Source organism: Capillimicrobium parvum, from assembly GCF_021172045.1.
Lineage (GTDB): Bacteria > Actinomycetota > Thermoleophilia > Solirubrobacterales > Solirubrobacteraceae > Capillimicrobium > Capillimicrobium parvum.
Window position 1 is genome coordinate 2,996,995 of sequence record NZ_CP087164.1, and the last position, 12,831, is coordinate 3,009,825.

Consider the following 12,831-nt stretch of genomic DNA (forward strand, 5'->3'; position numbering starts at 1 on the left):
TGCCAACCAAGTCCGCGAGGACAGGAGGACCACCGATGAGGACCGTAGATCAGGAGCAGGACGCCCGCGAGCTCGGGCTGCCGCCGAGCGTGCAGGAGGCGCTCGGCGAGCTGGTGAGTGCGGCGAAGGATGGACTGCTCGCGTTGAGCGTCGGCGTCGGGCTCGGCGTGCTCGCCGAGATGATGCAAGCGGAGGTCGACGATGTCGTGGGCCCCAAGGGCCAGCGCAACCCGGACCGTGCTGCGGTGCGCCACGGATACGAGGGCGGCGAGGTCACCTTGGGCGGGCGCCGGGTCGGTGTGCAGCGCCCGCGGGCCAGGACTGCGGACGGCGGCAGCGAGGTGGCGCTGAAGACCTACGCGCACTTCGCCGACCGCGATCCGCTGACCAGGGTCGTGCTCGAGCAGATGCTGGCCGGCGTCTCGACGCGCAGGTTCTCACGCACCAGGGAGCCGGTCGGCGAAGAGGTCCTCGCCGCCGAGCGCTCGACGTCGAAGTCCGCGGTCTCGCGCGAGTTCGTGGGCCGCACCCGCGAGCACCTCGACGCGCTGATGTCGCGGCCGCTGGGCGACATGCGGCTGGCCGCGATCATGCTCGACGGGATCGAGCTCAAGGGCCGCTGCTGCGTCGTGTGCCTGGGCATCACGACCGCCGGGATCAAGGTTCCGCTTGGGCTCTGGGACGGCTCGACGGAGAACAAGACCGTCGCCGCGCACCTGCTCTCAGACCTCGTCGGCCGCGGCCTGGATGTCGAGCAGGGCGTCCTCGTCGTCCTCGACGGATCGAAGGCGCTGCGGGCTGCGGTCAGCGAGGTGTTCGGGCCCGTGCCGGTGCATCGGTGTGCGCGTGACAAGGAGCGCAATGTCGTGGAGCACCTTGCCGAGCGCGACCGTCCGGCGGTGAAGATGCGGCTGCGCAAGGCGTGGGCGTCGGAGAACTACGAGCTTGCGCTCGATGGCCTGCGCCTGCTCGCCGGCGAGCTTGACCGCTCCTACCCGGGCGCCGCCGCGTCGCTCAAGGAGGGCATGGAGGAGACGCTCACGCTCACCCGCCTCGGAATCGGCGGCAAGCTCAAGACGACGCTGCAGAGCACGAACCCGATCGAGTCGATGATCGAGACCGTGCGCCGCACGAGCCGCAACGTCAAGCGCTGGCAGAATGGCGACATGTGCCTCAGGTGGACCGCTGCCGGGATGCTCGAAGCCGAGCAGCAGTTCCGCAAGATCATCGGCTACGCGGATCTCGCGAAACTCGCGCTCGCCGTCGAGCGCGACCTCCTCGCCGCACGCGCTGCCGTTCACACCACGACCAGCCAGGAGGCCGCTACGCGCGCGACCGCCAGCTGATCACACCCGGACCGCCGCCACGAAGTTCCACGACCGACGGGACAACCTCCGCCACCTCCGCACGCGACTCAGTGAGGGGTCTGCCTGTCTCCAGGGTCATGAGCAGCGCGAGTGCTTCGGTGCTCGCGGTCATAGCGCTGTAGGCACGGCGCAGGATGTCCGCACGCGCCCACGGCGGCATCGACCGCCACGCAGGGAACGCGTCGTGCGCGGAAGCGAGCGCGGCCCAGGCGTCGGTGAGCCCGGCCTCGGCCACCTCGGCCAAGAGGGTCGCGGTCGCCGGGTTCTCGACTGCGAATATGGCGCCAGAGGCGGCCTCATGCCATCGGCCGCCGATGAACAGCTCCTTGGGCGTCACCGCGATCAGGGCCTCCGCGTTCATCGCGTTCCCCGGACGGCCTTGATCGCAGGTCTGTGTCGATCGTCCAGCCGGTCCATTGGCGAGGAGCCGACCGCACGCAGCAGCCATGCGGCGGTCGCTGTGCGTTCCACGACCTCGGCACGGGCGAGCGCCGTGTCTGCGTCAGCGCCAAGCGTGAGGACTCCATGGCGAGCCAGCAGCATCGCGTCGTTTCGGGTGGCGGCCGCGGCGACTCCATCGGCGAGAGCACGCGAGCCTGGCGCTGCCGCGGACACGACTGGGATCTCTCCGATCCCGTAGTAGTCCTGCTCCTCGAGCATCCGCGGCAGCGCCGTGCCGAGGATGCTCAGCACGGTGGCATACGTGCTGTGTGTGTGCACGATCGCCCGGGCATCCGGGCGGGCGCGATACGCCGCGAGGTGGATCGGCAGCTCCCGTGAAGCTGGGCGTCGTCCCGCGATCTTGTCGCCGGTGAGGGTCACGATCACGGTGTCGCGTCGACGTAGCGCGTCGTATGGCATCCGCGTCGGTGTGATGCAGACGTGGTCGCCGTCCCGCACGCTGACGTTGCCCACCGAACCGACGACCAGGTCTCGCCGGCTCAGTTCACGAGCGACCCGGATGACCTCCCGCTCAGTTCCGCGACGACGCTGGCCGATCATGTGACATTGCACCACCTGCATGTTCAAAGCGCGAGCAGCGGCAGCTCGTAGCGGCAGCGGATGTCGTAGAGGGTGGTGCGTTCGGCGGCGGGGCGGCCGGCTTTGTGGGCGGCGGCGATGAGCTGGGGTGGGTCGAGGCGGACGCCGTGATAGGAGCCGGCGAGGCGGCTGATCGACTCCTCCATGAGGGTGCCACCGAGGTCGTTGACGCCCCAGCGCAGCGCTTCGGTGGCGGTGTCGAGGCCCATCTTGACCCAGGAGGCCTGGAGGTTGGTGATCGTCTTTCCGAGCGCGAGGCGAAAGACCGCGGTGTGCTTGAGGTTCTCCTCCGGTGAGATCTCCTCCACGCCGTGGGTGCGGCCGAGCAGGGTCTGGAAGGGGATGAACGACAGCGGGACGAACTCGGTGAAGCCGCCGGTGCGCTCCTGCAGCGTGCGGATGACGCGCATGTGCTCGGCGAGCTCCCATGGCTCCTCGATGTGGCCGAACATCACGGTCGAGGTCGAGCGCAGCCCGGAGCGGTGCGACGCCTCGATGACCTCGATCCAGCGCGCGACCGGCAGCTTGTTGGGGCTGATGCGCTCGCGGACGCCGTCGTGCAGGACCTCGGCGGCGGTGCCGGGGGTCGACCCCAGGCCGGCCGCTTGCAGCCCGGCGAAGATCTCCGGCAGCGGGCGGCCCGAGATGTCGGCGATGTGCGCGATCTCCATCGGGCTGTAGGCGTGCAGGTGCAGTTGCGCCGCCTCGTCCTTGGCGATGCGCAGGTACGCCAGGTAGTCCTCGAAGCTCCAGTCGGGGTGGATGCCGGACTGGATGCACAGCTCGGTGGCGCCGTAGTCGACCGCGTCGCGGATGCGGGCGCGAAACTCCTGCCCGGGGTGCTGGTAGGCGTCCGGCGAGCGCTTGCCCTGGCCGAAGCCGCAGAACGCGCAGCCCACGATGCACACGTTGGAGACGTTGATGTTGCGGTTGACGACGAAGGTCACCGTGTCGCCCGCGAGCTCGGCGCGCAGCTCGTCGGCGGCCTGGCGCATGTCCTCGATCGCCTCCGGCCGGTTCTCGGCGAACAGCGCGGTCAGCTCATCCTCCGACAGCGACACGCCGTCGCGGCCCTTGGCGATCGCGCCCGCGACGAGATCGCGGCGGATGACGCGTTCCTCGCGCCGGCCCGACGCCCCGCGTGGGATGAAGCTCCAGTACTTCGTCTTGACCACGTCGAGCACGCCCTGGGCCATCCACTCGCGGTCGAGGTACTGCGGGTAGACGCACAGCCGCTCGGTCAGCGCGTAGCCGAGCGGCGCCAGGGTCTTGCGGACCTTGTGCGGCGACGGGAACGGATGCTCGGGGCTGATGTGGTCGCCGTTGGCGCTCAGCCCGCCGAGGTCGGTCGCGCCGGCGGCGATCAGCTGCGGCCACCAGTCCGCGAGGTTCGGCGGGATCTGCACGCCGACGTCGGGCATCAGCTCCCGGCTCGCCGTCACGAGCTCGAGCATGTCGTCGATCGAGATCTCGCAGGCCCAGTCGGGCAACAGCAGCTGCGGGTGCGTGCCCAGCCCGGTGCGCCAGTACCGCTCGGCCGCCTCGGTGGCGATATCGGCCGGCTCCTCACCGTAGTAGCGGCGATGCGGCACGAAGTTCTGCAGGATGACCTCCTGCAGATGCCCATACTCGCCATGCACAGCGGCCAACGCGCCCAACGCATCCAAACGATCCTGACGCGACTCGCCGATCCCCACCAAGATCCCGCTGGTGAACGGGATGCGCAACTCCCCCGCCGCCCGGATCGTCGCCAGCCGCAACGCAGGGTCCTTCGTCGGCGAACCCTGATGCGCAACGAGATCCGCCCGCAACGACTCCAGCATCAACCCCTGCGACGCCGTCACCTCCCGTAACCGGGCCAGATCCCCGGCCGACAGGCCACCGAGGTTGGTGTGCGCCAACACCCCCCGCTCCAGCGACCGCTCACACGCCCACGCCACATACCCCACGAAATCATCAAAACCGAACTCCGCCAGCCGCTCACGCACCCCGACGTGATAACCCGGCTCATCACCGGTCAACACCAACAACTCCTTGACCCCACGCCGCGCCGCACGATCAATCAGCTGCTCGACCTCCCCCGGCGTGTGCAGATGCGCGCGATGCGTCGAAAACGCGCAGTACTTGCAATGCGAAACACACGTCCGCGACAACGACAACGTCACATTGCGGGAGAAGGTGATCCGGCGGCGCGGCGACATGGGTGTGACCTACGCGGTGACGCCCGGTCCTCCGAGCACCTCGCTCCAGCGCGTGGCCTCGATCGCCTGGGTCTCTGGGATGATCTCGCGCCCAACCTTGAGGATCTGCTCGACCTCGCCGTTCAGCACTCCGGGGGCGATCTCCTCGACGCCCACCGCCGCGAGCTCCTTGATCTTCTCCAAGCACTTGTCACGCGGTCCGGCGATGGAGAAGTCGTCGACGACCTCGCCGGGGAGGACCATGTGCTCGGCGTCTGACTCGCAGTGACCGCCCCAGTAGTCGTACGTCGCACGGGGCGTGTTGACGAGCCGGTCGATCGGCCCCGGAAGCTCGACGCCCGGGTTGTACTTGACGGTGTCCGCGAACTGGTTCGCCGCAATGTTCGGCGAGAAGCGGCAGAACTCCCACGCCGCCTCCTGATCCTCGCCGACGAACATCGCCGTGAAGCAGCCGATCTCGATGTCGTCGAAGTTGCGGCCCGCCTCGTCCGCCCCCTCGCGCACGTACTCCAGCGCCCAGCGGATCGAGTCGGGATGCGTCCCCACCTGGAGCTGGACGATGTCGGCCAGGGCTCCCGCGAGGCGCAGGTTCTTCGGGCCCGTCGCCGACATCATCGTCGGGATGTGCTCCTTGGCCCAGACGATGTGGGTCTCCGGACCGGTCTTGCCCGTGTGGTCGACGATGCCGACGCTCCCGCCGGCCATGAGCGTCTGGATGTCGCGAACGACCTCCTTGAACGAAGCGGTCGGGAACGGATGCAGGCCGAGCGTGCGCCGCGCGCTGTCGCCGCGGCCGATACCGAACAGCACACGCCCCGGATAGATCTGGTTCAGCGTCGCGTGCGCGTTCGCCGTCACCGTGAAATGCCGAGTGAACGGATTGGTGACTCCGGTCCCCAGCGCGATGCGCTCCGTCACGGCGAGCGCATGCGACATGTACACGTACACGTCCTTCCACAGCATCTGGGAGTCGAAGACCCAGGCGCGATCGTAGCCGGCCTCCTCGGCGGCCTTCACCGAATCGATGAACTTCTCGAACTCCCCCTCGCCCGGCTTGGGATAGAGGTAGGCACTCATCTTCATGGCGCTGCTCCCTTCGATGTTCGGCTGACTGCCGGTCTCGCTCGCTTGCTGCTTACTCCTGCGGCTGGTCGTCGACGATCTTGCGGAACGCGTTCTTGCGCCTGACGAACGGGCCCTCGAACTCGAGCAGGTCGCATCCGCGCACGGAGGTGCGCTCGCCGTCGGCGTTCGTGCTCACGAACGTCCACTCCGCCGAGCCGCGATCCCCGTCCACCGTCACCTCCGTGTCGATGAACTGGCCGTCCGGATAGGCGGCGAAGAAGCTCCGTACGCCCTCACGAACCTGGTCGCGCCCGACATAGCTGGCCCCGAGCGCGGTCGGACCGAACGAGGCGTGGTACTCGCAATCCTGCGCGAAGTACCGCATCACGCCCTCGAGGTCGTGCCGGTTCCACTGCTCGAGGGCTTCGAGCAGGCGCTCGCGCGTCATGGTCGAGGTCCTGCTCGCACCGTCGCCCGGTGGCTGTGTCCTGGATGTCATCGGTGTCCTTTCTCTGATCGGTGTTGGCGTCGTAGGCGCAGTCAGACCGCCGCCGGCTGCCGGCGGCGCCGCGGCGCACGCGACCCTGCAGTTCGCTGGACCGGGGACTAGCCCCAGAACGCCGCCGTCCGTCGCGCCAGCATCTGACGGAACTGGGCGGTCGTCTTCGGCAGCAGCTCGCCCGTCCCCCAATCGAGGATCACGCCGTGCTGGCGGACCGCGTCGAGGGCGTCGATCTCACCGGCGCGATACCGCTCGGCGACGGCATCGGCCGGCTCTTCCAGCCAGCCGTGCCGCGCGCCCGCGATGCGCGTCCGCTCGGCGGAGGTCGCGTCGAGGTCGACCTCGTACATGGCGAGCTCGGAATCGATCACGCGGATGACCACCCCGTAGTCCTTCCGCGCCCTGTCGACCGACACGTACCCGTCGACGACGTCCTCGCAGACGAGGTCCGGATCGCGCAGCAACGGGTCGCCGATGCCTCCGCCGCCGGCCGACGGGCGGGTGAAGCGGTCGCCGGGACCGACCGGCACGTTCGAGAAGATCGCCCCGAGGTACCGGGGCTCGTCCTCGCCGGCGCGGGTCAGCCACAGGCCCAGCGGAAGCGACGGCAGACCCCCGTCCATGCCCCAGACGACGGAACGGGCGCGGTCGCAGCAGTACGACATGACGGTGCCGGCGACCTCGGTCAGCTCCCCGCCCTTCTGCACCCCGCACCCGCCGCGGTACGTTCCCGGGCCGCCCGAGTCCATCAGGATCTGGTGCTCACTGGTCACCACCGGGCACAAGCGCTCCTGGCCCTCGACGGGCTGGATCGCCTCGCCGACCCCGAACACGGAGGACGTCGCGGTGTTGCCGTCCTTCCCGTTGCGGGCGCCCCACCCTCCGGACATCCAGTCGTACCACATGAAGATGTCGTTGTCGGGCGTGCGCCCGTCGCGACCGCCCACGAGCAGGTACTCGATGTCCACGCAGCAGGCGATCGCCCGATCCGGCTGGACCTTCGACCACAGCTCGAAGACGCAGTTGACGATCTTGCCGTAGGCCCCCGAGCAGAAGCCGGTGACCGCGACGGGCCACGGTGCGTTGACCACCGTGCCCTCGGGCCCCGGGTTGACCTCCAGCGGCCGGTAGAAGCCGGAGTTGAGCGGCAGATCCGGGAAGAACATCTTCGTCCCGGTCACCACTCCGGAGAAGGTGGCTCCGAGCGACGCGTTGAGGAACGTGCCGATCGCCGGATGCGACCCGGTCAGGTCGTAGAGCACGCGATCGCCCTCGATCGTCATCTTGACCTTGATCGGGATCAGCCCTTCGCCGATCGCCGGGTCGTAGTCGATGTAGTCCTCGGTCTCCCAAGTCCCGTCCGGCATCTCGGCCACGCGCTGGCGCGTCAGCTGCTCGACGTAGTCCTGGACCTCTTCGAGCGCGACGAGGATCGTGTCCTTGCCGTACTTGTCGACGAGGCGCAGCATCTCCCGCTCGGCGACCTGCGTGGCCGAGACCTGCGACTCGAGGTCACCGGTCGCCGCCGCCGGCGCGCGCGTGTTCGACATGATCAGCCGCACGACGTCCTCGCAGTAGCGTCCGCGATCGTAGATGCGCACCGGCGGGATCCGCAGGCCCTCGCCGAAATGCTCCTTGGCGTTGACGTCGAACGAGCCGGGCACGCTGCCGCCGATGTCCGCCCAGTGCCCGTTGGACTGCGCGTAGGCGATGATCTCGTCGCCGACGAAGATGGGACGGACGATCCGGACATCGGAGAAGTGCGTCCCACCGAGGTACGGATCGTTGATGGCGAAGACGTCCCCCGGACGGATGTCGCCCTCGAACGCCTCGATGACCGCCTTTGCCGTGAAGTGAAGCGTTCCCACGTGCACCGCGATGTCATAGCTGCCCTGCATGGCGGTGTTGCCGTGGCGGTCACACAGAGCGGAGGAGAAGTCCCGCGCGTACATGACGAACGAGTGACAGGTTCGCAGGATCTGCTCGGCCATCTCGTCGACGATGGTGGTGAACGAGTTCTTGAGAACCTCGAGCGTCACCGGATCGAGGGACTTCGCGGGTGTTGCTGTGCGCTGGGTCATGGTTGGCTCCTCGTGTGGGCCGTCAAACGGTGATCCGCAGGTTCAGCCACGGGTCTACCTCGGCCGTACAGCCCGGCGGAAGTGGCGTCGTCGAGTCGAACTGCTCGATCACGGCGGGGCCGGGGATCACCATCCCCGTCCGGAGCTCGGCGCGGTCGTAGATCGGCGTCTCGACGGGGTCCGGCTCGTCCTGGAAGTGGACGGGTCGGTACGACGCCGGCCGCGCCGGCGCCGGGTCCTCGTCGTGCTCACGGAGCTCGGGCTTGGGCACCCGTCCGATCGCGGTGACGTTCAGGCGGTACACCTCGACCGGGGCGCCGTCCCGGCGATAGTTGTGCTCGCGTTCGTGGTCGACGTGGAACCGCTGGGTGGCCGGCTGCAGGTCGGTGATCGGCGGCTCGACCGGGATGGACATCGAGCGCCACTGCCCGGCGTAGCGCATGTCGATGGTGCGCGTCAGCCGCATGTCATCGGGCACGACGCCCTCCGCGTCCAGCCGCTCGCGAGCCTCGGCCTCCAGCCGCTGGAACTCGGCCTCCACCGCGGCCGGATCCGCCGACTCGGCACGGGCGAGGTACATCGTCGACAGATCGTGGTGCACGTCCACGAGCAGACACCCCAGCGCCGAGGTGATCCCCGGGTTGGGCGGCACGAGCACCGTGGGGATCCCGAGCTCCCGCGCGAGATCGACGCCGTGCAGGGGCCCCGCTCCTCCGAAGACCACGAGCGCGAACTCGCGCGGGTCATAGCCCCGCCGGATGGAGATCAGGCGCACCGCATCGGCCATGTTCGCGTTGGCCACGCGGATGACCGCGTTCGCCGCCTCGGAGACGTTCATCCCGAGCGGCTCGGCCACGCGGGATTCGATCGCCTCCTCGGCCGCGTCCGCGTCGAGGCTCATCTGTCCGGAGATCAGCGCGGGTCCGAGCCGCCCGAGCACCAGGTTCGCGTCGGTGTTCGTGGGCTCGGAGCCGCCGCGCCCGTAGGCCGCGGGACCGGGGTTCGCGCCGGCCGACTGAGGCCCGTTGCGCATCGCGCCGGCATCGTCGATCCACGCCAGGGAACCGCCGCCCGCGCCGATCGTGAGCACCTCGATGCTGGGAAAGCAGATCGGATAGCCGAACTCGACGTACCACTCCTTCGTGGTGCGCAGGTGACCGTCGGTCACGAGGGAGATGTCCGTGCTGGTGCCCCCCATGTCGAGGCCGATCGCGTTGGGAAAGCCCGCCAGCTCGGCGATGTGCCGGCAGGCGATCGCGCCCGCCGCGATGCCGGATGCGGCGAGACGCACCGCCAGCTTGTCGACGGTCTTGGGGGTCATGACACCCCCGCCCGAGTGGAGGATCAGCAGATCCCCGCTGTACCCGCCCTCCGTCAGCCGGTCGCTCAGGCGATTGACGTAGCCGCTGACCAGCGGGGCGAGCACCGCGTTGGCGACCGTCGTGGCGAACCGCTCGTGCTCGAAGATCTCCGGCAGCACCTCGCTGGAGGTCGTGACCCGCACTCCCGGCAGCTCTTGGGCGAGGATCTCCTGCATCCGCCGTTCGTTGGCCGGGTTCGCGTGCGCGTTCATGAAGCACACCGCGACGGTCTGGACGCCCTTGCGGCGCAGGACACCCGCGACCCGCAGCGCCTCCTCCTCGTCCAGCGGCGTAAGGACCTCGCCGGAGTAGGACATGCGCTCGAGCACCTCGTGACGATCGCGTCGCCGGATATACGGCGGCGCGAGGTCCTTGTAGGTGTCCCAGAGGTCCTCCTTGATGCCGTTGCGGATCTCGATCACGTCGCGGAACCCGCGTGTCGTGACCATCGCGGCCGCAGGCAGTCTCCGGGTGATCAGCGCGTTCGTGGCCACCGTCGTGCCGTGGGCGAACATCGCGACGTCGTGCAGGTCGATCCCGGCCTGGGCCACGCCGGCGAGGACCGCGTCGATCGGGTCGGTGCTGGAGGGGACCTTCTCGACCTGCATCTCCCCGGTCGTCTCGTCGAGGATGCAGATATCAGTGAACGTGCCGCCGACATCAACCGCAATTCGCGTGTCCATTTCCGATCCTCTCGCTCCCTCGTCACACGCTGTAACAGCAAGTCATCGCCCAGAGGGCGCAGAGTTTGCGCTCTCGCTCTCCGGTGCTCACTATGGCCGCCAATCAGGTCCAGCGCAACACGCCAATCGGCACGAAGTGGTCGGAATGCACGTGTCATGGCCCACGGACAAGCCGAATTCCGGCCTCGGCCGTCGCGCACCCGATGCAGGCCACTAGGGAGACCAATCACGGTGCGTTCACCCTCTCGATGGCACGCGCCGTCCGTTGCCACAAAAGAGCGCTATTCCGGTAACAAGCGCCACACCAATGACCGCCGCCGTGAAGTACTGCATCGTTCTGGTGAGACCCAGGGTGTCGATGACCAGACCGACCGCCACCACAGGCAGACCGAAAGACGCGTACGCCACGACGTAGTACGTCGACATCACCGCGCCACGCCGGTCGTACGGGGTGACCTCCGCGAGCAGGCCGATGCCTCCCCCGAACGCCAGCCCGAAGCCGACGCCGACGACGGCGCTCGAGCCGACGAGCAGCACCGGCGAGCCCACCGACAGCGATGCCGCGGCCAGCGCCATGCCGGCCGCCAGGGCCAACGTCCCGACCGCTGCGGCGCGGCGCACGTCGATGCGTGCCATGGCGAGCTGCGCCGACCCCGCCGCGACACTCAGCAACCCCACGGCCAGCCCGCCCGGCACGATCCCGCCCATGCGCAGCATCTCGGCGCTGATCGTCGGCCCGAGCGCCAGATAGACGCCGGCGACCGACCAGGTTGCGACGGCGCCGAACGCCACGAGGGCAAAACGGCCCCGGACGCTGGCCGGCACCTCGGGGCGCGTCGGTCGCAGCCGCACCGCGCGACCCGGCGGGGCGGTCTCGGGCAGACGGACGATCGCCCGGATCGCGACGATCAGCAGCGCGCCGAACAGCGCGAACACCGTCATCTCCGGTGCCGGCCCGTACCCGACGAGCAGGGTCGCCGCGACGGCCCCGCCGGCGATCCCGAACTCCACGGCCATCACGTTGACCGCCGCGGCGCGGGGCGCCGTCAACGGCCACAGGTCCAGCATGGCGGCGCTCGCGGCGCCGAGGACCGCCCCCGTCGCAATGCCCTGCAGGGACCGGGCGGCCAGCAGCCACGTGATGGATCGCGCGCCCATGAAGAGCAGGGCGACGATCACGAGCAGCCCGATCGCGCCGATCAGCACCGGCCGCCGCCCCACGACGTCCGACAGCGAGCCGAGCGTCAGCAGCGCCGCCAGCACGCCCAGCGGATACACCGCGAAGACCGCGGTCATCGCGACCGTCGACAGCCGCCACTCGCTCGCGTACCAGCCGTAGAGCGGCGTCGGCAGTGCCGAGCCCGCCAGCGTCAGCCCGAGGACGCCGGCGACCGTCAGGCGGCCCCGGATCCTGCGCGGCGTCAGACGCTTGCCGACGACGAGGGACGTAGCACGGCATCGCCGTGCTCACCGATGATCGCCTTCCCGTTCCCGCGGTCGCGCGACAGCCAGCTCGGCAACGGAACCTCCCGGCCGCCGGTCAGCCCGTTGGGGCGGATGATCAGCGCGCCGAGCAGCACGACGGCCAGCACCAGGTTCGCCGTGCCCGAGGGTGGCTGGGCGCCGAGCACGCCGTTGACCTCGATCCGCTGGACCGCGACGTAGACCACGGTCAGAAAGAACGTCCCCACGACCGCGCCCGTGACGCTGCCCAGCCCCCCGACCACCAGCATCGCCACAACGATGAACGTGAGATCGAAGTAGAAGTCGGTGTAGCTGAACCCGACGAAGTAGTGGGCGTAGAGCGCGCCGGCGATGCCGAAGACGAACCCGGCGAGGACGAAGGCGACGTAGCGCTCGCGGCGGACGCCGACGCCGACCGACTTCGCCGCGTTCTCGTTCTCCCGGCTCGCCCGAAGGCGCAGCCCGATGCGCGACTGCTTGAGGCCATAGGCCAGGAAGATCGTCAGCACCACCCACACGACGGTCGCGCCCAGCGTCGCGGTCTGCGGGACCCCGTTGATCGTGTCGCTGCCCAGCGTCAGCGCCGGCGTCTGGCTGATGAACACGTTCGTGATCACGAGCACCGCGAGCGTCGCGATCGCCGCCGCGATCCCGGACAGCCGCACGATCGGGAAGGCGAATATCGCGGCCAGCAGCGCGGCCACGAGTGCCGCCACGAGCGTGCCCGCCAGCGGGCCGAACTGCGCAGGGAAGATCCACGAGCTCAGGAAGCTCGGCATTTCGGTGAAGGTGATCTCCTTGATCTCCGTGGGAATGGTGAGCAGCGCCGACGCGTAGGCACCGACCGCCATGAACGCGACGTGCCCGAACGACATGACCCCGGAGTTCCCACTGAACATCTGCAGGCCGAGCACGAGCATCAGCCGCAGGAACATCTTCTCGCCCTCCCGCTCGTAGAAGATGTCGCCGCCGGACTCGATGAGCACCCAGGTGACGACGACGACGACCGACAGCACCAGCGGCGTCCAGGTGAGGCGAATCCCGCGTTGGAGTGTGGCCAAGGGGT

10 protein-coding genes are annotated in these 12,831 nt (G+C 69.1%); 1 reads left to right on the plus strand and 9 read right to left on the minus strand.

Translation table 11 applies throughout. From position 1 onward, the window contains the following. The first annotated feature begins 35 nt into the window (after positions 1-35). Positions 36-1,346 (plus strand): IS256 family transposase, encoded by a 1,311-nt coding sequence (locus DSM104329_RS14685; RefSeq protein ID WP_259310591.1) that lies wholly within the window; start codon positions 36-38, stop codon positions 1,344-1,346. On the opposite strand, the gene DSM104329_RS14690 is transcribed toward DSM104329_RS14685, so the two are convergent. From DSM104329_RS14690 to DSM104329_RS14730, 9 genes are all read right to left on the minus strand, one after another. Continuing rightward, complete coding sequence (locus tag DSM104329_RS14690; RefSeq protein WP_259310592.1) at positions 1,324-1,728, minus strand: aldehyde dehydrogenase family protein; 405 nt, start codon at positions 1,726-1,728, stop codon at positions 1,324-1,326. The two genes, DSM104329_RS14685 and DSM104329_RS14690, sit on opposite strands and share 23 nt — an antisense overlap. Continuing rightward, the gene (locus DSM104329_RS14695; RefSeq protein WP_259316218.1) at positions 1,725-2,390 is read right to left on the minus strand and encodes a class II aldolase/adducin family protein; all 666 of its coding nucleotides are present in this window, start codon (positions 2,388-2,390) and stop codon (positions 1,725-1,727) included. Before DSM104329_RS14695 ends, DSM104329_RS14690 begins: the two co-directional genes overlap by 4 nt. 2 nt (positions 2,391-2,392) lie before the next feature. Continuing rightward, entirely contained in the window at positions 2,393-4,609 is a 2,217-nt protein-coding gene (cofH, locus tag DSM104329_RS14700; RefSeq protein WP_259310593.1) for a 5-amino-6-(D-ribitylamino)uracil--L-tyrosine 4-hydroxyphenyl transferase CofH, read from the minus strand. A gap of 9 nt (positions 4,610-4,618) precedes the next feature. After that, positions 4,619-5,692, minus strand: coding sequence for an LLM class flavin-dependent oxidoreductase (locus DSM104329_RS14705; protein ID WP_259310594.1), 1,074 nt, complete (start codon positions 5,690-5,692; stop codon positions 4,619-4,621). Positions 5,693-5,744: 52 nt separating this feature from the next. After that, positions 5,745-6,122 carry a nuclear transport factor 2 family protein gene (locus DSM104329_RS14710; protein ID WP_259310595.1) on the minus strand — a complete coding sequence of 126 codons (378 nt, stop codon included), beginning with the start codon at positions 6,120-6,122 and terminating at the stop codon, positions 5,745-5,747. A 158-nt stretch (positions 6,123-6,280) separates the two neighbouring features. After that, positions 6,281-8,257, minus strand: a complete 1,977-nt coding sequence (locus tag DSM104329_RS14715; protein ID WP_259310596.1) for a hydantoinase B/oxoprolinase family protein — start codon at positions 8,255-8,257, stop codon at positions 6,281-6,283. A gap of 22 nt (positions 8,258-8,279) precedes the next feature. Beyond that, entirely contained in the window at positions 8,280-10,301 is a 2,022-nt protein-coding gene (locus DSM104329_RS14720; protein ID WP_259310597.1) for a hydantoinase/oxoprolinase family protein, read from the minus strand. Between the two features lie 237 nt (positions 10,302-10,538). Continuing rightward, positions 10,539-11,726, minus strand: a complete 1,188-nt coding sequence (locus DSM104329_RS14725) for an MFS transporter (protein WP_326924505.1) — start codon at positions 11,724-11,726, stop codon at positions 10,539-10,541. Next, complete coding sequence (locus tag DSM104329_RS14730) at positions 11,723-12,826, minus strand: branched-chain amino acid ABC transporter permease (protein ID WP_259310598.1); 1,104 nt, start codon at positions 12,824-12,826, stop codon at positions 11,723-11,725. The genes DSM104329_RS14725 and DSM104329_RS14730 overlap by 4 nt, the downstream gene beginning before the upstream one ends. Positions 12,827-12,831: the final 5 nt, after the last annotated feature.

What these genes read in the sequence shown, in the direction of transcription:
- DSM104329_RS14685 (WP_259310591.1), top strand. Translation starts at nt 36, where the DNA reads ATGAGGACCGTAGATCAGGAGCAGGACGCCCGCGAGCTCGGGCTGCCG.
- DSM104329_RS14690 (WP_259310592.1), bottom strand. Translation starts at nt 1,728, where the DNA reads ATGAACGCGGAGGCCCTGATCGCGGTGACGCCCAAGGAGCTGTTCATC.
- DSM104329_RS14695 (WP_259316218.1), bottom strand. Translation starts at nt 2,390, where the DNA reads ATGCAGGTGGTGCAATGTCACATGATCGGCCAGCGTCGTCGCGGAACT.
- cofH (WP_259310593.1), bottom strand. Translation starts at nt 4,609, where the DNA reads ATGTCGCCGCGCCGCCGGATCACCTTCTCCCGCAATGTGACGTTGTCG.
- DSM104329_RS14705 (WP_259310594.1), bottom strand. Translation starts at nt 5,692, where the DNA reads ATGAAGATGAGTGCCTACCTCTATCCCAAGCCGGGCGAGGGGGAGTTC.
- DSM104329_RS14710 (WP_259310595.1), bottom strand. Translation starts at nt 6,122, where the DNA reads ATGACGCGCGAGCGCCTGCTCGAAGCCCTCGAGCAGTGGAACCGGCAC.
- DSM104329_RS14715 (WP_259310596.1), bottom strand. Translation starts at nt 8,257, where the DNA reads ATGACCCAGCGCACAGCAACACCCGCGAAGTCCCTCGATCCGGTGACG.
- DSM104329_RS14720 (WP_259310597.1), bottom strand. Translation starts at nt 10,301, where the DNA reads ATGGACACGCGAATTGCGGTTGATGTCGGCGGCACGTTCACTGATATC.